The 18,810-nt window shown below is 65.0% G+C and carries 16 protein-coding genes; 9 read left to right on the top strand and 7 right to left on the bottom strand.

Going from position 1 to position 18,810, the window contains the following annotated elements; translation table 11 throughout:
* Positions 1-8: 8 nt before the first annotated feature.
* The 3 genes from QGV55_RS00415 (at position 9) to QGV55_RS00405 (ending at position 3,208) form a co-directional block, all read left to right on the top strand.
* Positions 9-1,616: an NAD(P)/FAD-dependent oxidoreductase gene (locus QGV55_RS00415; protein WP_281018859.1), complete on the top strand. Its 1,608-nt coding sequence runs from the start codon at positions 9-11 to the stop codon at positions 1,614-1,616.
* Positions 1,594-2,262, top strand: coding sequence for a DUF6134 family protein (locus QGV55_RS00410; protein WP_281018860.1), 669 nt, complete (start codon positions 1,594-1,596; stop codon positions 2,260-2,262). Before QGV55_RS00415 ends, QGV55_RS00410 begins: the two co-directional genes overlap by 23 nt.
* A 79-nt stretch (positions 2,263-2,341) precedes the next feature.
* Positions 2,342-3,208 (top strand): NAD(P)-dependent oxidoreductase, encoded by an 867-nt coding sequence (locus QGV55_RS00405; RefSeq protein WP_281018861.1) that lies wholly within the window; start codon positions 2,342-2,344, stop codon positions 3,206-3,208.
* Between the two features lie 311 nt (positions 3,209-3,519).
* On the opposite strand, the gene QGV55_RS00400 is transcribed toward QGV55_RS00405, so the two are convergent.
* Together QGV55_RS00400 and gltB are read right to left on the bottom strand one after the other, a co-directional pair.
* The gene (locus tag QGV55_RS00400; RefSeq protein ID WP_281018862.1) at positions 3,520-4,947 is read right to left on the bottom strand and encodes a glutamate synthase subunit beta; all 1,428 of its coding nucleotides are present in this window, start codon (positions 4,945-4,947) and stop codon (positions 3,520-3,522) included.
* On the bottom strand, positions 4,947-9,560 hold the full coding sequence (gene gltB / locus QGV55_RS00395) for a glutamate synthase large subunit (RefSeq protein ID WP_281018863.1): 4,614 nt from the start codon (positions 9,558-9,560) through the stop codon (positions 4,947-4,949). The genes QGV55_RS00400 and gltB overlap by 1 nt, the downstream gene beginning before the upstream one ends.
* A 541-nt stretch (positions 9,561-10,101) precedes the next feature.
* Here gltB and QGV55_RS00390 point away from each other — a divergent pair.
* The 3 genes from QGV55_RS00390 to QGV55_RS00380 all read left to right on the top strand — a co-directional run bounded on the left by QGV55_RS00390 (position 10,102) and on the right by QGV55_RS00380 (position 12,758).
* Complete coding sequence (locus QGV55_RS00390) at positions 10,102-10,851, top strand: electron transfer flavoprotein subunit beta/FixA family protein (protein ID WP_281018864.1); 750 nt, start codon at positions 10,102-10,104, stop codon at positions 10,849-10,851.
* The gene (locus tag QGV55_RS00385; protein WP_281018865.1) at positions 10,851-11,780 is read left to right on the top strand and encodes an FAD-binding protein; all 930 of its coding nucleotides are present in this window, start codon (positions 10,851-10,853) and stop codon (positions 11,778-11,780) included. Before QGV55_RS00390 ends, QGV55_RS00385 begins: the two co-directional genes overlap by 1 nt.
* Before the next feature lie 90 nt (positions 11,781-11,870).
* On the top strand, positions 11,871-12,758 hold the full coding sequence (locus QGV55_RS00380; RefSeq protein ID WP_281018866.1) for a 3-hydroxybutyryl-CoA dehydrogenase: 888 nt from the start codon (positions 11,871-11,873) through the stop codon (positions 12,756-12,758).
* 121 nt (positions 12,759-12,879) lie between these two features.
* Here QGV55_RS00380 and QGV55_RS00375 read toward each other — a convergent pair whose 3' ends face one another.
* Positions 12,880-13,962 carry a BMP family ABC transporter substrate-binding protein gene (locus QGV55_RS00375; protein WP_281018867.1) on the bottom strand — a complete coding sequence of 361 codons (1,083 nt, stop codon included), beginning with the start codon at positions 13,960-13,962 and terminating at the stop codon, positions 12,880-12,882.
* A 128-nt stretch (positions 13,963-14,090) separates the two neighbouring features.
* Between QGV55_RS00375 and QGV55_RS00370 the strand changes: the two genes are divergently transcribed.
* Positions 14,091-14,558: a RidA family protein gene (locus tag QGV55_RS00370; RefSeq protein WP_281018868.1), complete on the top strand. Its 468-nt coding sequence runs from the start codon at positions 14,091-14,093 to the stop codon at positions 14,556-14,558.
* Positions 14,555-15,277, top strand: a complete 723-nt coding sequence (locus QGV55_RS00365; protein WP_281018869.1) for a glycerophosphodiester phosphodiesterase family protein — start codon at positions 14,555-14,557, stop codon at positions 15,275-15,277. The genes QGV55_RS00370 and QGV55_RS00365 overlap by 4 nt, the downstream gene beginning before the upstream one ends.
* On the opposite strand, the gene QGV55_RS00360 is transcribed toward QGV55_RS00365, so the two are convergent.
* Together QGV55_RS00360 and QGV55_RS00355 are read right to left on the bottom strand one after the other, a co-directional pair.
* A complete protein-coding gene (locus QGV55_RS00360; RefSeq protein WP_281018870.1) occupies positions 15,243-15,773 on the bottom strand; it encodes a nucleotidyltransferase family protein in 531 nt (176 codons plus the stop codon). The genes QGV55_RS00365 and QGV55_RS00360 overlap by 35 nt on opposite strands.
* Positions 15,774-15,838: 65 nt before the next feature.
* Positions 15,839-16,147 (bottom strand): hypothetical protein, encoded by a 309-nt coding sequence (locus QGV55_RS00355; RefSeq protein ID WP_281018871.1) that lies wholly within the window; start codon positions 16,145-16,147, stop codon positions 15,839-15,841.
* Between the two features lie 146 nt (positions 16,148-16,293).
* On the opposite strand from QGV55_RS00355, the gene purD reads away from it, so the two are divergent.
* Positions 16,294-17,583 (top strand): phosphoribosylamine--glycine ligase, encoded by a 1,290-nt coding sequence (gene purD, locus QGV55_RS00350; protein ID WP_281018872.1) that lies wholly within the window; start codon positions 16,294-16,296, stop codon positions 17,581-17,583.
* A 154-nt stretch (positions 17,584-17,737) separates the two neighbouring features.
* Here the strand turns inward: purD and QGV55_RS00345 are convergent, their stop codons facing one another.
* On the bottom strand, positions 17,738-18,148 hold the full coding sequence (locus QGV55_RS00345; RefSeq protein ID WP_281018873.1) for a PaaI family thioesterase: 411 nt from the start codon (positions 18,146-18,148) through the stop codon (positions 17,738-17,740).
* The gene (locus QGV55_RS00340; RefSeq protein ID WP_281018874.1) at positions 18,145-18,717 is read right to left on the bottom strand and encodes an RNA methyltransferase; all 573 of its coding nucleotides are present in this window, start codon (positions 18,715-18,717) and stop codon (positions 18,145-18,147) included. Before QGV55_RS00340 ends, QGV55_RS00345 begins: the two co-directional genes overlap by 4 nt.
* Positions 18,718-18,810: the final 93 nt, after the last annotated feature.

Raw genomic sequence — 18,810 nt, 5'->3', positions numbered from 1 at the left:
AGACGATCATGACCGAGCAGACCTTCGACGCCATCATCATCGGGGCCGGAATTTCCGGCATGTACCAGTTGCACCAGTTGCGCGGCCTGGGCATGTCGGTGCAGGTACTGGAGGCCGGGGACGGCGTCGGCGGCACCTGGTACTGGAACCGCTATCCGGGCGCGCGCTTCGATTCGGAAAGCTATTCCTACGGCTATTCCTTCTCGGAGGAGATCCTGGACGAGTGGCAATGGAGCGAGCATTTCTCGGCCCAGCCGGAGACGCTGCGCTATTGCAACTTCGTCGCCGACAAGCTCGATCTGCGCCGCGACATCCGCTTCGACAGCACGGTCACCCGCGCCCGCTGGGACAGTGAGGCGGAGCGATGGACGGTCTGGACGGCGGATGGCTGGACCGGCTCCGCGCAGTTCCTGATCACCGCCATCGGCCCCCTGTCGGTCCCCACCATGCCGACCATCGACGGCATCGACGACTTCCGGGGCCAGTCGATGCACACCGCCCGCTGGCCGCATGAGCCAGTGGATTTCAAGGGCAAGCGCGTGGCGGTCATCGGCACCGGAGCAACCGGCGTGCAGACGATCCAGGAAGTCGCCAAGACCGCCGGACAACTGACCGTGTTCCAGCGCCGCCCGAACTGGTGCGCGCCGCTGAAGAACAGCCCGATCACGCCGGAACAGCAGCAGGACATCCGCGCCCGCTACCCGGAGATCTTCGAGATCTGCAAGCGGTCCCACGGCTGCTTCATGCATGACGCCGACCCGCGCCGCGCGATGGGGGTGAGCGCGGAGGAGCGCGAAGCCTTCTACGAGGAACTGTACGACGCCCCCGGCTTCGGCATCTGGATGGGCAACTTCCGCGACATCTTCGTCAGCGAGGAAGCGAACCAGACCATTTCCGACTTCGTCGCCGCCAAGATCCGCCAGCGGGTGAAGGACCCGAAGGTCGCCGACATGCTGATCCCGAAGGATCATGGCTTCGGCACCCGGCGCGTGCCGCTGGAGACCAACTACTACGAGGTCTACAATCAGGACAATGTGCGGCTGGTGAACCTGCAGGACACGCCCATCGAACGGGTGACGCCGACCGGAATCCGGACCAGCGCCGAGTTACTGGAATTCGACATCATCATCTATGCCACCGGATTCGACGCCGTCACCGGCGGCTTCTCGAAGATCGCGTTCGAGGGCGTGGACGGCCAGACGCTGCAGCAGAAGTGGGCGGAGGGACCGCTCACCTACCTCGGCCTGATGGTGCCGGGTTTCCCCAACATGCTGACCCTGGTGGGGCCGCACAATGCCGCGTCCTTCTGCAACATTCCGCGCTGCATCGAGCAGAACGTGGAATGGGCCACCGACTTCATCCGCAACATGCGGGAGAAGGGCCTGGCGACGGCGGAGGCGGACGAGGCCGCTGCCACGGAATGGACACACCATGTCCATGAAAGCGCGGAAAAGATGCTCTATACCAAGGTCGATTCATGGTTCATGGGCATCAACACCAATGTCGAAGGCAAGAACAAGCGCACCTTCCTGCTCTACGCTGCGGGCGCACCGGCCTACCGCGCGAAATGCGACGAGGTCGCTGCCTCGGACTATGCGGGCATCGCCCGGCATTGACCGTCGCGGGCTGCTGCTGGGCGGGCTGGGCCTGCTGACGGCGGCGGCCCTGCCGGGCGCGGTCCATGCGGCGCAACCCGATGACATCCATTTCGACGTGCACATCGCCGGCTCGAAGGTCGGGCATCACAGCCTGAGCTTTACCCCCGGCCCCGACGCCGGACAGATGACCGTGAAGGTCGATATCCGCATCCGGGTGCGGCTGTTCTTCGTCACCGTGTTCGACTACACGCAGACAACGGAGGAAGTCTGGCAGGGCGACCGGCTCGTCCGCTTCACCTCCACCACCCTGGACGGCGACAACAGGGACGAGGTCACGGCGGTTCAGGGAGCGGAGGGTCTGGAGGTGACCAGCCTGCGCTTCGGCAACCGCACCCTGCCCGCCGACATTTGGCCCTCCACCGCCTTCTGGAGACAGGATGCCGTGCAGCGGAGCGCATTCCTGGATGCCGCGCGGGGCGACATCCGCAAGGTCGCCATCACGGAACTGGACCTGGAATTCATCGACGCGCAGGAGAAGCGCCACCTCGCCCGCCGCTACCACGCCGAAACCAGCCGCGATTTCGATGTCTGGTACGGCCCGGATGGTTCATGGCTGAAACTGCAGTGGTCCGGCTACGGCATGACGGCGGACTATCGGCGATAACGGAACAGCCGCACTGACGCGGGGGTAACGGCCCGGTACACTCCCTTCCACGGATACTGGATGCGGGAGGAGAATGGACATGCGGGTCGGGATCATCGGTGTGGGCTTGATGGGCCACGGGATTGCGCTGAATGTGCTGAAGGGCGGATTTCCGCTGGTGATGATGGATCATCCCGGCAACCAGCCGGTGGACGACCTGATCGGGATGGGCGCGGGCCAGCAGGACTCGCCGGGCGCGGTCGCGGCGGTTTCCGATCTGGTCATCATCTGCGTTACCGGTTCGCCGCAAGTGGAGGCGGTGATGACCGGGGAGACGGGCGTGATTGCCGCGCTGAAACCCGGCACCATCGTCGTGGACTGTTCGACCGCCCTGCCGGAATCGACGGAGCGGATGGCGGCATTGGTGGCGGAGGCCGGGGGGCGGTTTCTGGATGCGCCGATGACCCGCCTGTCAAAGCAGGCACATGAAGGCACGCTGAACATCCTCGTCGGTGGCGAGGCCGAGGTGCTGGAGGCTGCGCGACCGGTACTGGACACCTTCACGGAGAACATCGATCATGTGGGCGGTGTCGGCTTCGGACACCGGATGAAACTGCTGCACAACTATGTCTCGGTCGGCCACATGGCGCTGCTGGCGGAAGCGGCGGCGCAGGCGGCGGAGGCGGGGGTCGAACCGCAGGTCTTCGTCGATGTGCTGGGCAAGGGTGGCGGGGCCGGGATGGCGCTGGAGCGGCTGAGGCACTGCATCCTGACCGGCGACGCCAGTGACGTGCCCTTCTCCATCGGCAATGCGATCAAGGACATCGACTATTACCGCGAGATGGTTGGCGAGAGTTCCGGCAGCCGGGCCATTGCCGACGGCGTCTCCTCCGCCATCGGGACGGCGGCCGGGGCAGGGCATGGGGACGCCTATGTCCCGGAACTGAGCCGACTGTTCCGGGGCTGAACGGCAGGACACAGCGAAGTCGTCAGGATTTCAACCTGACACCAACGACAACGAGGAATGGTCGAACAACGAAGCAAGCGCCCCTTCCCCCTCGACGGGGGAAGGCCGGGAAGGGGGTGGATCGGCGAAGCCGATGCAGCACCGGACCACTGCGCAACAGCCTTCGGCTTCCCCCCCATCGACCGCTGCGCGGCCACTTCCCCCGCGAGGGGGGGGGAAGCAGGGGAGAGATGCCAGGCCGACACTCCCTTGGTCAGAACGCTCGCGGGGGCAATGAAGATCATCCCCGTCCCGAACAAGACGATCCGCATTCAACGCGGCAGCAGGGTTGATCCCATCAGGAACTCGTCGACGGAGCGGGCGCACTGGCGGCCTTCGCGGATGGCCCAGACGACCAGGCTCTGACCGCGACGCATGTCACCGCAGGCGAAGACGTTGGCGCAGGAGGTCTGATAATCCTCCGTGTTGGCCATGACGTTGCCGCGCTGGTCCTTTTCCACCGCCAGATCGTCGATCATGCCTTCATGCACCGGGCTGACGAAGCCCATGGCCAGCAGCACCAGATCGGCCTTCAGCTCGAACTCCGACCCCTCGATCTTCGCGAAGCCCTTCTCCGGCCCCTCGCACCGCGCGCACTCGATGGCGACGACCTTGCCGTCCTCGCCCCGGATGGCGGTCGTGACGACGGAGAAATCGCGCTCGGCGCCTTCTGCCTGGCTGGAGGAGGTGCGCATCTTCAGCGGCCAGTCCGGCCAGGTCAGGGCCTTGTTCTCGCGCGCCGGCGGTGCCGGCATGATCTCGAGCTGGGTGACGGAAACCGCACCCTGACGGAAGCTGGTGCCGATGCAGTCGGAGCCGGTATCGCCACCACCGATGACGATGACGTGCTTGCCCTCTGCCGTGACTTCCTCGATATCGCCCAGCGGTTCGTTGCTGACCCGGCGGTTCTGCTGCGGCAGGAAATCCATCGCAAACATGACGCCGTCCAGGTCGCGGCCCGGCACCGGCAGGTCGCGCGGAGCCTCCGCGCCGCCAGCCAGGACAACCGCGTCGAATTCGGCCAGCAGGTCATCGACCGACTTGTCGATACCGACATGGATACCACCGATGAACATCACGCCCTCGGTCTGCATCTGCGACAGGCGGCGGTCGATCAGATGCTTCTCCATCTTGAAGTCGGGAATGCCGTACCGCAGCAGGCCGCCCATCTTCGCGTTCTTCTCGAATACATGCACCCGATGCCCGGCGCGGGCCAGCTGCTGCGCCGCAGCCAGACCGGCAGGGCCGGAGCCGACGACGGCAACCGTCTTGCCGGTGCGATGCTTCGGGATCTGCGGTTCGATCCAGCCTTCGCTGAAGGCGCGGTCGACGATGGCGCACTCGATGGTCTTGATGGTGACCGGGCTGTCGTCGATGTTCAGCGTGCAGGACGCCTCGCACGGGGCGGGACAGACGCGACCGGTGAATTCGGGGAAGTTGTTCGTGGAGTGCAGAACCTCCGAAGCTTCCCGCCATTTCCCGTTGTAGACCAGATCGTTCCAGTCCGGGATGATGTTGTTCACCGGGCAGCCCTGATGGCAGTAGGGGATGCCGCAGTCCATGCAGCGCGCGCCCTGGGCCTTCAGTTCGTCATCGGGAAGCGGCACCACGAACTCGCGGAAGTGCTTTACCCGCTCCTCCGCCGGACGGTAGTGGCGATCCTTGCGTTCGATCTCCAGGAACCCCGTGACCTTGCCCATCAGTCATCTCCTCCCGGCAGCGCGCCGGCTTCGGCGGTGGCGGCTTCCTCGGCCCGCAGCTCGTTCAGGGCGCGTGCATAGTCCCGCGGCGTGACCTTGACGATCTTCGACAGCGTGCCGTCGAGATCCTCCAGCAGGGCTTTCGCACGGGCACTGTTGGTGTAGTGCGCATGACGCTCCAGCAGCATGCGGATACGGCTGGCGTCGTGACGCAGGTGATCCGACAGGTCATCACCTTCAGGCGCCAGATCGGCAGGATCAACCGGACCAAGGTCCACCATCTCCGCATTGCAGCGCCGTTCGAAGTCGCCACGCTCGTCCAGGACATAGGCGATACCGCCCGACATGCCTGCCGCGAAGTTGCGCCCGGTGGGGCCGATGACCAGCACGATTCCGCCGGTCATGTATTCGCAGCCATGATCGCCGACGCCTTCGACTACCGCCGTCGCACCGGAGTTGCGCACACAGAAACGCTCCCCGCCGACACCGCGGAAATAGCATTCGCCGGCAATCGCGCCATACATCACGGTATTGCCGATGATGATGCTCTGCTCCGGCACGATCTGGCTGCTCGGGTCCGGGTAGATGGCGATACGGCCACCTGACAGCCCCTTGCCGACATAGTCATTGCCGTCGCCGCACAGTTCGAAGCTGACCCCGCGCGCCAGGAAGGCGCCAAAGCTCTGGCCCGCCGTGCCCTTGAACCTGACGGAGATCGAATCCTCCGGCAGCCCGGCATGGCCATAGCGCTTCGCCACTTCACCCGACAGCATGGCACCGGTGGTCCGGTTCATGTTGCGGATCGGCATTTCGATCTGAACCGGCGTACCCGACTCGAGCGCAGGCATCGCCTGCTCGATCAGGTCACGGTCCAGAATCTCGTAGATGTCGTGCTCCTGCTCCTCGGTGTTGCGCACGGCAACTTCCGGGCCGACCTGCGGACGGTGGAACAGACGGGAGAAGTCCAGACCGCGCGCCTTCCAGTGTTCGATCGCCTGCTTCTTGTCCAGCAGGTCGGTGCGCCCGATCAGCTCGTCAATGGTGCGAACCCCCATCGCGGCCATCAGTTCCCGCACTTCCTCGGCGACGAAGAAGAAATAGTTGATCACATGCTCCGGCGCGCCCTGGAACTTCTTGCGCAGTTCCGGGTCCTGGGTCGCCACGCCCACGGGGCAGGTGTTCAGGTGACACTTGCGCATCATGATGCAGCCCGCCGCGATCAGCGGCGCGGTGGCGAAGCCGAACTCGTCAGCGCCCAGCAGGGCACCGACGATGACGTCGCGCCCGGTGCGCAGGCCACCATCGACCTGCACCGCGATCCGGCCCCGCAGCCGGTTCAGCACCAGCGCCTGCTGGGTCTCGGCCAGGCCGATCTCCCACGGGCTGCCGGCATGCTTGATGGAGGTCAGCGGACTCGCACCCGTGCCGCCTTCAAACCCGGAGATGGTCACATGGTCGGCCTTGGCCTTGGACACACCGGCCGCGACCACGCCGACACCAACCTCCGACACCAGCTTCACCGACACGTCGCCCGTCGGGTTGACGTTCTTCAGGTCGTAGATCAGCTGCGCCAGATCCTCGATGGAATAGATGTCGTGGTGCGGCGGCGGGGAGATCAGGCCCACGCCCGGGGTCGAATGACGCACACGCGCGATCACCTTGTCGACCTTGTGCCCGGGCAGCTGGCCGCCCTCACCGGGCTTCGCGCCCTGGGCCATCTTGATCTGCATCATGTCCGAGTTGACGAGATACTCCGCCGTCACGCCGAACCGGCCCGACGCGATCTGCTTGATCGCCGAACGCTCCGAGTCGCCGTTCGCCAGCTTGACGAACCGTTCCGGCTCCTCACCGCCCTCGCCGGTGTTCGACTTGCCGCCGATCCGGTTCATGGCAATGGCCAGGGTGGTATGCGCCTCCCGGCTGATGGAGCCGAAGGACATTGCACCGGTGGAGAACCGCTTCACGATCTCGGTGGCAGGCTCCACCTCTTCCAGCGGCACCGGCTCCTCGGCGAGGCGGATCTCGAACAGGCCGCGCGGCGTCAGCAACTGCTTGCTCTGGTCGTTGATGATGCGCGCATATTCCCGGTACTTGTCCTGGGCGTCACCGCGCACGGCATGCTGCAGCAGGCCGACCGTTTCCGGCGTCCAGACATGCGCGTCGCCACGGATGCGGAACGCATAGTCACCGCCGACGTCCAGCGCGTTGCGATAGATCGGCACGTCCTCGTACGCCAGCCGATGCCGTTCCACCGTTTCCGCCGCCAGCACATCCAGGCCGACGCCTTCGATGCGGGTGTGGGTGCCGGGGAAATAGGTGGCAACGAAGCTGCTCGACAGACCGACGGCGTCGAAGATCTGCGCGCCGCAATAGGACTGGTAGGTGGAGATGCCCATCTTGGACATGACCTTCAGGATGCCCTTGCCCACCGCCTTGATGAAGTTCTTGTGCAGGCGCTTTTCCTCACCCGGGGCGATACCCGGATGCATGTCGGTCAGGGTCTCGAAAGCGAGCCATGGATTGATGGCCTCCGCCCCGTACCCGGCCAGCACACAGAAATGATGCACTTCGCGCGCCTCGCCGGTCTCGACGACCAGCCCGACGGAGGTACGCAGACCATTGCGCACCAGATGATGGTGAACCGCCGAAGTCGCCAGCGCGGCCGGGACCGGCACACGGTCCATGTCGACGGCACGGTCGGACAGGATGATGATGTTCTCACCGCGCTCGACGCAATCCTGCGCCTCCCGCTGCAGGGCACTGATCCGGCGCGCCATGCCCTGGGGCCCCTCCTGGCGGGAGAAGGTGATATCCAGCGTCTGCGCGTGGAAGTCGTTGGTGGGCACATCCTCGATATGACGGATTCGCTCCAGATCCTCGTTGGTCAGGATCGGCTGCGAGACCTCCAGCTTCAGATGCGCGCCACCGCCGAGACCCAGCAGGTTCGGGCGCGGACCGATGAAGCTGGTGAGCGACATCACCAGTTCCTCGCGGATCGGATCGATCGGCGGGTTCGTCACCTGCGCGAAGAGCTGCTTGAAATAGTTGTAGAGCGGCTTGCCCTTGGAGGACAGCGCCGGAATCGGCGTGTCGTTGCCCATGGAACCGATGGCTTCCGCCCCGGTCTCCGCCATGGGTGCCATCAGGAACTTCAGGTCTTCCTGCGTGTAGCCGAACACCTGCTGCATATCCAGCATGGTCGTCCGGTTCGGCTTCATCGGCGGCATGGCCGGCGGCAGGTCGCTGATCTTCAGCTGACTGTCCGCAACCCACTTGCCATAGGGCTTGCTGGCCGCGATCTCGGCCTTCAGCGCCTCGTCGGAGACAATCTCGCCCTTTTCCGTATCGATCAGCAGCATCTTGCCGGGCTGCAGCCGCCACTTCTGGCGAATCCGCTCCTCCGATACCGGCAGGGTTCCGGCTTCCGACGCAAGGATGACACGGTCATCGTCGGTAACGATGTAACGCGCCGGGCGCAGACCGTTGCGGTCCAGCGTGGCGCCGATCTGGCGGCCATCGGTAAAGGCGACGGCGGCGGGGCCGTCCCAGGGCTCCATCAGGGCAGCGTGATATTCGTAGAAAGCCTTCTGCGCCGGATCCATGAGCGGATTGTTGTCCCAGGCTTCCGGGATCAGCATCATCATGGCATGGCTGAGCGGGTAGCCACCGGCCACAAGCAGTTCCAGCGCATTGTCGAAACTGGCGGAATCCGAGACGCCATCGGCGATCAGCGGCCACAGCTTCTTCAGGTCATCCCCCAGCACGTCCGACTTCAGCGCCTTGCCACGCGCCGCCATCCAGTTGACGTTGCCGCGCGCGGTATTGATCTCGCCATTGTGGCAGATCAGACGGAACGGATGCGCCAGCGACCAGGCCGGGAAGGTGTTGGTGGAGAACCGCTGATGCACCAGCGCCAGCGCCGAGGAGAATCGCGGATCGGTCAGATCCTTGAAATAGCTGCCGATCTGCTCCGCCAGCAGCATGCCCTTGTAGCAGACGACGCGGGACGAACTGGTGGTGATGTAGAGCATGCCCGCTTCGCGGTGATTGATCTTGCGCGACTCGATGGCCGCCTGCTTGCGGATGACGAACAGCTTGCGCTCGAACGCGTCCTGATCCGGCAGTGCCGGGTCACGGGCGATGAACATCTGGCGGATCACCGGCTCAACGGCCAGCACGCTCTCGCCGATGCCATTGCGGTCCACAGGCACGTCGCGCCAGCCGAGCACGCGCTGTCCCTCGGCCACCGCGTAGCGCTCCAGCATGTTCTCGCAGAGCACGCGAATGTCGGGATCCTTGGGCAGGAAGATGTTCAGGACACCGTAGTGACCGGCCTCCGGCAGTTCGAAATCACAGACCTCGCGGAAGAACGCGTCCGGAATCTGGACCAGGATGCCCGCGCCGTCGCCTTCGAGAGGATCAGCACCGACAGCACCCCGATGGGTCAGGTTCACGAGAACCTGCAGACCCTGCGAGACAATGTCGTGCGATTTTCGCCCCTTGATGTCGACAACAAATCCGATACCGCACGCATCATGCTCGTTGCGTGGATCGTAGAGGCCCTGCTCGGGCGGCAGGCCGTAGGCGCGAGGCGTCCCAGTCTGTCGCGTCATGCGATCTCCATCGTCTCAACAGAAGCCGTGCTCAAGGGGCCAGACGTGCTGTGCGGAGCACGGCCGTCGTCGGCCCGACGGCGGTCGCGGCATTCGAATGCCAGTTTGCTTTGGGGATTCGATTGTCAGAGCGTTGTGCATGGAACCCGCACAGCACCCGTTCATGGACCGGCCCCCCGGATCTCGCCCATGGTCGGAAGCGAGCGCGGCTTTATGTCAGAGACACTGACCCTTTGCAAGCTCCCGCATGTGTACCGTCTCCGGCACGCGGCTTGAACCAGCATCGCACCACGAACGCCGACCACAATCAAGCATCCTGCAACAGGGGGCCTGAACGCCCGGTTTTCCGGGCATGGCGGCCCTGTCCGGAGCACGCATTACGGTTCGTTGACACCCTCAGCCCGCCTTACTATTGTGCGCCGCACCATCGCCGGGTCCGTTTTCGGGCGTGTCAGATGGCAGGATTTTCAAGTACGGTGTGGGGCTGCGCAGTGCTCCACGCTGCGTTTCCGGTTCCGACAAGATTGGGGAAAACGACCAGATGAAGGTACTCGTCGCTGTCAAGCGCGTGGTCGACTACAACGTGAAGGTGCGGGTGAAAGCCGACCAGAGCGGTGTCGATCTCGCCAATGTCAAGATGTCCATGAATCCGTTCGACGAGATCGCGGTCGAGGAAGCAGTGCGGCTGAAGGAAGCCGGCACCGCGACCGAGGTCATTGCGATCTCCATCGGCGTTCAGCAGGCGCAGGAAACCATCCGTACCGCGCTCGCCATGGGCGCTGATCGCGGCATCCTCATCAAGTCCGATGACGAAGTGCAGCCGCTGGCCGTGGCCAAGCTGCTGAAGGCGGTCTGCGATGAGGAGAAGCCGGACCTGGTGATCCTGGGCAAGCAGGCGATCGACGACGACTCCAACCAGACCGGCCAGATGCTGTCGGCGCTGCTGGGCTGGAGCCAGGGCACCTTCGCCTCCGAGGTCAAGATCGACGGCGACCATGCCAACGTGACGCGCGAAGTCGATGGCGGCCTGATGACGGTCAAGGTCAAGATGCCGATGATCGTCACCACGGACCTGCGCCTGAACGAGCCGCGCTATGCCAGCCTGCCGAACATCATGAAGGCGAAGAAGAAGCCGATCGACATGAAGGACGCGGCTGATCTGGGTGTCGACATCGCACCGCGCCTGAAGACCGTGAAGGTTACCGAGCCGCCGAAGCGTCAGGGTGGCATCAAGGTCGAGAGCATCGAGCAGCTGGTCGACAAGTTGAAGAACGAAGCGGGGGTGATCTGATGGGCATTCTGGTAGTTGCAGATCATGACAATGCGGCACTGAACCCGGCGACCCTGTCGGCAGTGACCGCGGCATCCGAAATGGGCGGCGACGTGCATGTGCTGGTCGCCGGCAGCGGTGCCGGTGCCGTGGCGGCGGAGGCCGCGAAGGTCGCCGGTGTCGCCAAGGTGCTGCATGCCGATGGCGCGCATCTGGAGCATCAGCTCGCGGAGCCGGTTGCGGCCCTGATCGCCGGTCTTGCCGGTGACTACAGCCACATCGTTGCCGCAGCGACGACCTCCACCAAGAACATCTTCCCGCGCGTCGCGGCCCTGCTGGATACCCAGCAGATCTCCGAGATCATCGCGGTGGAGAGCGCCGATACCTTCGTGCGCCCGATCTATGCCGGCAACGCCCTGGCGACCGTGCAGTCGAGCGACGAGACCAAGGTCATCACCGTGCGCCCGACCAATTTCGCCAAGGCGGATGCGGAAGGCGGCTCTGCCGATGTCTCGGAAGTGGGTGCCGGCGAGGACGCAGGCCTGTCGAGCTATGTCGGGGCCGAGCTTTCCAAGTCGGACCGCCCGGAACTGGCTGCGGCGAAGATCGTCATCTCCGGCGGTCGCGGCATGCAGAACGGCGACAATTTCGAGATGCTCTACAAGGTGGCCGACAAGCTGGGTGCCGCCGTGGGTGCCAGCCGCGCGGCGGTTGATGCCGGGTTCGTGCCCAACGACATGCAGGTCGGTCAGACCGGCAAGGTCGTGGCGCCCGAGCTCTATGTCGCTGTCGGCATTTCCGGTGCCATCCAGCATCTGGCCGGCATGAAGGACTCCAAGGTCATCGTCGCCATCAACAAGGATGAGGAAGCACCGATCTTCCAGGTTGCCGACTACGGCCTGGTGGCGGACCTCTTCCAGGCGGTGCCGGAGCTTGAGCAGGCCCTTTGATCCAACGACGACCGGGTCGGCATGGTGCGCATGCCGCTGCGTGCCGACCCGTTTTTCCTTTCCAGTTCCTGACAGATGGATGACAGCCGGATGAGTGACTCCTTTGAAATCCGCTCGGTCGGTGTGATCGGCGCAGGCCAGATGGGCAATGGCATCGCACATGTCTGCGCTCTTGCAGGCTATGACGTGGTCATGAATGACATCAGTCAGGATCGGCTGGACGCGGCGATGGAGACCATCGACGGCAACCTGGCCCGCCAGGCCGGTCGTGGCCGCATCTCCGAAGATGATCGCCAGTCCACCCTGCGCCGGATCACCCCCTCCACCGATCTCGCCCTGGTCGGCAAGGCCGATCTGGTGATCGAGGCCGCGACCGAGGACGAGGCGCTGAAGAAGGTCATCTTCCAGGGCCTGACCGAGCACCTGGGGGAGCAGACGCTGATCGCGTCCAACACCTCATCGATCTCGATCACCCGTCTGGCCGCAACGACCGACCGACCGGAACGGTTCATGGGCATGCATTTCATGAACCCGGTCCCCGCCATGAAGCTGGTGGAACTGATTCGCGGCATCGCGACCGAGGACGCCACCTTCAATGCGGTGCGCGAGGTCGTCATCCGCCTGGACAAGACCGCGACCGCGGCGGAAGACTTCCCGGCCTTCATCGTCAACCGCATCCTGCTGCCGATGGTCAACGAGGCCGTCTATACGCTGTACGAGGGCGTCGGCTCCGTCGATGCCATCGACACGGCCATGAAGCTGGGCGCGAACCATCCGATGGGGCCGCTGGAACTGGCCGACTTCATCGGTCTGGATACCTGCCTTGCCGTCATGCAGGTGCTCTATGACGGCCTGGCCGATTCCAAGTACCGTCCCTGCCCGCTGCTGGTGAAGTACGTGGAGGCCGGCTGGCTCGGCAAGAAGACCAACCGCGGCTTCTACGACTACCGCGGCGACGTCCCCGTCCCGACACGCTGACGGCCGGTCACCCGACCAGGACACCCGAAAAGCAGAAAGGCAGCCTGACCACTTCGGTCAGGCTGCCTTTTTCTGTTCCGGACCCGTGAAGGGTCAGGTCAGGCAGAAGTGCGCCCCCGCCTTACTGCGGGACGCTGCCCTCGATCCCCTCGACATAGAAGTTCATGCCCAGCAGGTCGCCGTCGGAGGCTGTTTCGCCTGCCTTCAGCCAGACGGATCCATCCTGGCGGTTCAGCGGACCGGTGAAGGGATGCAGGGTGCCGGCGGCGATGGCCTTGCGGGCCGCCTCCGCCTCGGCGACGACCTTGGCAGGCAGGTTGGCGTTGTAGGGTGCCAGCGCGACCATGCCGGTGCTGAAGCCACCCCAGGTGTCTTCCGACTTCCACTCACCATCCAGCGCCGCCTTGACGCGGGCGACGTAATAGGGCGCCCAGTTGTCGATGATGGCGGTCATCTGGGCATTGGGACCGAAGCGGGACATGTCGGAGGCCTGGCCGAAGGCATGGATGCCCGCATCCTCCGCGATCTTCATCGCTGCCGGTGAATCCGTGTGCTGCATCAGGATGTCCGCGCCCTGATCGATCAGGGCGCGTGCGGCGTCGGCTTCCTTGCCCGGATCAAACCAGGTGTTCACCCAGATCACCTTGAACTGGACCTTGGGGTTGACGCTGCGCGCGGCCAGGAAGGCCGCATTGATGCCGCGCACCACTTCCGGAATCGGGAAGGAGGCGACATAGCCGACCGTGTTCGATGTGGTCATCCGGCCCGCGATCAGGCCCAGGATGTGCCGCCCCTCGTAGAAGCGCGAGGAATAGGTGGCGACATTGGCACCGCGCTTGAAACCGGTGGCATGCTCGAACTTCACCTTGCCGAAGGACTTCGCCACCTTGACCGTCGGATTCATGAACCCGAACGATGTGGTGAAGACCATGTCGTTGCCGTTCTGGGCCAGCTGGCGGATCACGCGTTCCGCATCGGGGCCGTCGGAAACGCTCTCGACGAAGCTTGTCTCGACCCGGTCACCGAAGGCTTCCTCGATCGCCTTGCGGCCCTTGTCGTGTTCGTAGCTCCAGCCGAGATCACCGACCGGACAGCAGTAGACGAAGCCGACCTTCAGCTTTTCCTCCGCCTTGGCCACACCGCCGATCGCCAGAGCCGTCACCGCTGCCGCGATTCCGACCGTCATCACCCTGAACAGTTTCATGCCTTGATACCCCTGTAACTTGCCTGTCATTCAGGTAGCACCAGATCAACCCCACGTCACGACCCGCATTGCCCGATACAGGGCGATCAGCGATAAGGTCAGCAGAAATCTCAACAGGAGGGACGACCATGGCAGGCAAGATCGACGCACGGCTGAAGGAACTGGGGATCGAGCTGCCGCAGGCGGCATCGCCAGCGGCGAACTATGTGCCCTACGCGGTCAGCGGCAATCTGGTCTTCGTGGCCGGGCAGGTCCCGTTCTGGAACGGCGAACTGAAGTACATCGGCCGCCTGGGCCATGACACCGACATCGAGACCGGACAGGCAGCAGCCCGCACCTGCGCCCTGAACATCATCGCCCAGGTACGTGCGGCCTGCGGCGGCGATCTCGACCGGGTGAAGCGGATCGTGAAGATCGGTGTTTTCATCAATTCGACACCTGACTTTGATAAGCAGCCTGTCGTGGCCAATGGCGCGTCGGACCTGCTGGTGGAGATCTTCGGCGACGCGGGACGCCACGCCCGTTTTGCCGTCGGCAGCAACGTCCTTCCCATGGGCGTCGCCGTCGAGATTGATGCCGTTGTGGAGATCGAATGAACCGACCTGACTGGCTTGTCACCCGCCCGCTGGCCCATCGCGGCCTTCACAGCCCGGGCGATCTGTGTCCGGAGAACAGCCTGGCCGCGCTGGCGGCAGCGCAGTGGGCCGGGTTCGGCGCCGAGATCGATGTGCAGCTTTCCGCCGACGGTCAGGTCATGGTGTTCCATGACCGCCGCCTGCTGCGGCTCACCGGACTGCGGGGCCGGCTTGCCGACCGCAAGGCAGAGGATCTGACCCGCCTGCGGCTGAAGGGGGGACGTCAGACCATTCCCACGCTGGCGGAAGTGCTGGCCGCCTTCCCGAACCTGCCGCTGCTGGTGGAACTGAAGATGGATGTGAAGGGCGGGACAGGGCTGGCACCGGCAGTCGCCCGGCTGTTGCAGGACCATCGCGGGCCGGCCGCGGTGCAGAGCTTCGACCCCGCGCTGGTCGCCTGGTTCGCCGACAACTGCCCCGACATTCCCCGTGGCCTGATCGCCTATCAGCGCCGGAGCTTCGGGCGCAAGACCGTGGAGCCCCGGTTCCGGCCCGCTTTCCTGGATCTGGCCCGCCCGGACTTCCTTGCCTGGGACGTGCACAGCCTGCCGGTGGCGAAGCGCCTGACCGGGGACCTGCCCCTGCTGACATGGACGGTGCGCAGCCCAAGGGAGCGGCAGGTTGCGGCCAGCCACGCCGAGAACATCATCTTCGAGGGCTGGACCCCGCATCACGCCTGATGTCCGTGACAAGTCGCGGCCAGTTCCCAGGCCAGTCCTTGGCCTGCAGCCGCGCCGCCAGGGCGCCTGAGCGGCGACGGCCTGCGGCGGTTGGCACGATCCGCAATGCAAACAGGTCCGCCGTGCCGAACGGTGCCAGCAGGCGCAGGTGACCATCCGGCTCCTGCCGCACCGCGATGGCCGTCGCGGTCTCCAGCCAGTGCGCCATGGCATCACGTGTATCCCGGTAGGGACGGTCGCCGTTGCGGAGATGCATCCGGGCCTGGTTCCGTACCGACCAGGGACAGCCCGGCAGCATGGTCCCGAGAGCGTGCTCCGCCCGCGTCTCGGCGGCACTGCCGGTATCGGCCGCATCGAAGTAGAGGACATCGACATCGTTCAGCGGTGTTGTCTCGGCCCGGCCATGCAGGTGATCCCAGACCAGATTGCGCACGAAGCCTGCGCCGATCGCCCAGTCGCGCAGACGGAGGTCGCGCGCCGCAGCGACCACGCCCATGTGCCAGGGGCTTGCCCGCAGCAGCGCGATGATGCGGCGCTGCCGGTCGCTCTCCCCCGCGTCGGTCAGGTGAACATCCGGCGCTGGCGACGGCGGCGGGCGAGCAGCAGGATCAGGAGTGCCGGAACACCGGCCACCAGCCATGAGGGCCAGAGCAGGATGGTCAGCAGGACCGGATCGAACAGGTAGGGATGGACATAGCGCTCCAGCCCCACCTGCACCAGGCCGATGCTCTCGCGGTCGATCTGGGCCCAGACATCGCCAACGGCCAGCGAAACCCACTCCCCGGCCTGCACCGACATCAGGATCTCCGCCCCCAGCGCGGCAATCGCCAGGAACAGCAGCAGATAGCCGATGATGCGCAGGAGAATCATGGTTTCCGGTCCAGCATTTGAGGCCGCTACATTCGCAACTGCACCGCCTGTCGTCAACGAGACGCCGCCACAGGTTGCCACATGCCGGGCAGGCACGTATGAGCAGGGTCGTAACCTGACAGGTGCCACAGGCGGAGTCTCTGGAAATGGATGTTCTGGTAATCGGGTCGGGCGGACGGGAACATGCGCTCTGCTGGAAGCTCGCGTCTTCCCCCCTGCTGCGCAATCTCTACTGCGCCCCCGGCAATGGCGGCATCGCGCAGGAAGCCGAATGCGTCGACATGGACATCGCCGACCATGATGCGGTGATCGCGTTCTGCCAGGACCGGATGATCGAGCTGGTGGTGGTGGGACCCGAGGCCCCGCTGGTGGACGGTCTGGTGGATGCGCTGGAGGCGGCGGGGATCAGGGCGTTCGGCCCCCGCGCCAATGCGGCCCAGCTGGAGGGGTCGAAGGGGTTCACCAAGGATCTCTGCGCGCGCCACAACATTCCGACGGGCGCCTACGGTCGCTTTCGCGATGCGGCATCGGCCAGAGCCTACGTCGCGGAGCATGGCGCGCCCATTGTCGTGAAGGCCGACGGTCTGGCCGCAGGCAAGGGCGTCACGGTGGCCATGACCGTCGATGAAGCCAATGCCGCCATCGACGACGCTTTCGGCGGACGCTTCGGCGCCGCTGGCGCGGAAGTCGTGGTCGAGGAGTTCCTGGAGGGTGAGGAAGCCAGTTTCTTCGTCCTGACCGACGGGGTGAATGCGCTGCCGCTGGCCACCGCACAGGATCACAAGGCCGTCGGCGAAGGCGACACCGGTCCCAATACCGGCGGCATGGGCGCCTATTCCCCCGCGCCGGTGATGACGCCGGAAATGGTGGAGCGGACGATGGCGGAGATCATCCGTCCGACCATCGCAGGCATGGCAGCGGACGGCTGCCCGTTCCGTGGTGTCCTCTTCGCCGGGCTGATGATCACGGCGGAAGGGCCGAAGCTGATCGAATACAACATCCGCTTCGGGGACCCTGAGTGCCAGGCCCTGATGGTGCGCCTGCGCTCCGACCTCATGGCCGCGCTGATCGCCACCATGGACGGGGTGCTCGACCGCTTCGACCTGCGCTGGCACGACGATGCCGCGCTGACCGTGGTCATGGCGACGGAGGGCTATCCGGGCGACGTGGAGAAGGGCAGCACCATCGGCGGCCTGTTCGATGCCGGGCTGGTGGACGGCGTCACCATCTTCCATGCCGGCACCCGCGACGACGGCATGAACTTCCGCGCCAATGGCGGTCGCGTGCTTGGTGTCACGGCCCTGGGCAAGACCGTGCAGCAGGCCCAGGAACGCGCCTATGACGCCGTGGACCGCATCGAATGGCCGGAAGGCTTCTGCCGCCGCGACATCGGCTGGCGCGCGGTAGCACGGGAACAGGCGTCAACGGAAGGCTGAGCGCAGGAGGTCTCGAGCGCTGACCGGTCCATCCCTCTCCGGGATTGTCTGCTGACCGTTCCTCCCCTCTCCCCCTCCCGACCACCCACGGGATTATCCTTGATGGGTGGTCGGGAGGGGGAGAGGGGAGGAACGGTCCACAAACAGACTCCCGCTACTTCGCCTGCAGCACCAGTTGGGTCTGGGTGACAATGGCTGCGGTGCGGCCGTCTTCGCGCCGGATGGTGGTCTGCCAGACCATCGTGGTCTTGCCCCGGTGCAGCGGAATCGCGGTGGCAATCGCCTTCTGCCCCTCCGGCACCGCCGCCAGGAAGTTGGTCTTGCTCTCGATCGTCGTGGTCGTGGTGCCGGGCGGCAGGTTCACCACTGTCCCCACCGCGCCCACATTGTCGGCCAGCGCCATCATCGCGCCGCCATGCAGGATTGCAGGCGTGGTGCAGAGGTCCGGCCGCACCAGCATCTCCGCCTCGATCAGGTCCGGTTCCACCTTCGTGAACACCATGCCCATGGTCTCCGACAGCGGCGTCATGCGCCCCTGCACCATCTTCAGCAGATCATCGCTCATGTTCCGCTCTCTCCGTCCTTTTCGTTCCTGCGCGGTGTGCCCTTCAGCCCCTTGCGCGAAAACCGGCCACCATGGGCATGGGCCTTCGGCGGCGGCGGCATGCTGACCGATGTCGTCGCACGCTCACCGAAGCCGCCATGCACCAGGCAGCGGTCATACATCAGGATCGCCCCCGCCGTCGCGACGTTGAGGCAGAACCCGGTGGGAATCCGCACGACATGGTCGCAGCGGTCAATGACCTCCGGGGTAAGGGAACCCTTCTCCGGCCCCATCAGGTAGGCGGCGGCGAGCGGGTGATGAAACCTCGGCAGGTCGATGGCATCGTCCGTCAGTTCCACCCCCACAAGCGCACAGCCGCGCGGCAGGTCGAAGGCATCGAAACTGTCGTATTCATACCAGGGCACGTTGTTGGCAGAGCGCGAGGTATCCGACGGCGCGCTCTTCGCACTGAACTCCGCATCGATGGTGTAGACGAAGCTGGCACCGAACGCGTGCGCCGTGCGGAACAGGTTCCCGGCGTTCATGAACTTGGAGAACTGCCAGACCCCGATCCCGAAATATCCCCGCATTGCCAATCGCTCCCTCTCCATCCGGATCGCGGCATCTTATAGAGCAGATTCCCTGACCGTCGGAACTTCCTTGAGCGGGAACGGCGCATGATT

This window comes from Minwuia sp. IMCC3009 (genome assembly GCF_029909415.1).
Lineage (GTDB): Bacteria > Pseudomonadota > Alphaproteobacteria > Minwuiales > Minwuiaceae > Minwuia.
The sequence above is the reverse complement of the archived record's forward strand: the minus strand, read 5'-3'. Positions and strand labels throughout refer to the sequence as shown.

Excerpts from the sequence above, each read along its gene's own strand:
- QGV55_RS00340 (WP_281018874.1), bottom strand. The coding sequence starts at position 18,717 with ATGCGGGGATATTTCGGGATCGGGGTCTGGCAGTTCTCCAAGTTCATG.
- QGV55_RS00410 (WP_281018860.1), top strand. The coding sequence starts at position 1,594 with ATGCGGGCATCGCCCGGCATTGACCGTCGCGGGCTGCTGCTGGGCGGG.
- QGV55_RS00390 (WP_281018864.1), top strand. The coding sequence starts at position 10,102 with ATGAAGGTACTCGTCGCTGTCAAGCGCGTGGTCGACTACAACGTGAAG.
- QGV55_RS00405 (WP_281018861.1), top strand. The coding sequence starts at position 2,342 with ATGCGGGTCGGGATCATCGGTGTGGGCTTGATGGGCCACGGGATTGCG.
- QGV55_RS00380 (WP_281018866.1), top strand. The coding sequence starts at position 11,871 with ATGAGTGACTCCTTTGAAATCCGCTCGGTCGGTGTGATCGGCGCAGGC.
- QGV55_RS00370 (WP_281018868.1), top strand. The coding sequence starts at position 14,091 with ATGGCAGGCAAGATCGACGCACGGCTGAAGGAACTGGGGATCGAGCTG.
- gltB (WP_281018863.1), bottom strand. The coding sequence starts at position 9,560 with ATGACGCGACAGACTGGGACGCCTCGCGCCTACGGCCTGCCGCCCGAG.
- QGV55_RS00375 (WP_281018867.1), bottom strand. The coding sequence starts at position 13,962 with ATGAAACTGTTCAGGGTGATGACGGTCGGAATCGCGGCAGCGGTGACG.
- QGV55_RS00355 (WP_281018871.1), bottom strand. The coding sequence starts at position 16,147 with ATGATTCTCCTGCGCATCATCGGCTATCTGCTGCTGTTCCTGGCGATT.
- QGV55_RS00365 (WP_281018869.1), top strand. The coding sequence starts at position 14,555 with ATGAACCGACCTGACTGGCTTGTCACCCGCCCGCTGGCCCATCGCGGC.
- QGV55_RS00415 (WP_281018859.1), top strand. The coding sequence starts at position 9 with ATGACCGAGCAGACCTTCGACGCCATCATCATCGGGGCCGGAATTTCC.
- QGV55_RS00385 (WP_281018865.1), top strand. The coding sequence starts at position 10,851 with ATGGGCATTCTGGTAGTTGCAGATCATGACAATGCGGCACTGAACCCG.
- purD (WP_281018872.1), top strand. The coding sequence starts at position 16,294 with ATGGATGTTCTGGTAATCGGGTCGGGCGGACGGGAACATGCGCTCTGC.
- QGV55_RS00400 (WP_281018862.1), bottom strand. The coding sequence starts at position 4,947 with ATGGGCAAGGTCACGGGGTTCCTGGAGATCGAACGCAAGGATCGCCAC.
- QGV55_RS00345 (WP_281018873.1), bottom strand. The coding sequence starts at position 18,148 with ATGAGCGATGATCTGCTGAAGATGGTGCAGGGGCGCATGACGCCGCTG.
- QGV55_RS00360 (WP_281018870.1), bottom strand. The coding sequence starts at position 15,773 with ATGGGCGTGGTCGCTGCGGCGCGCGACCTCCGTCTGCGCGACTGGGCG.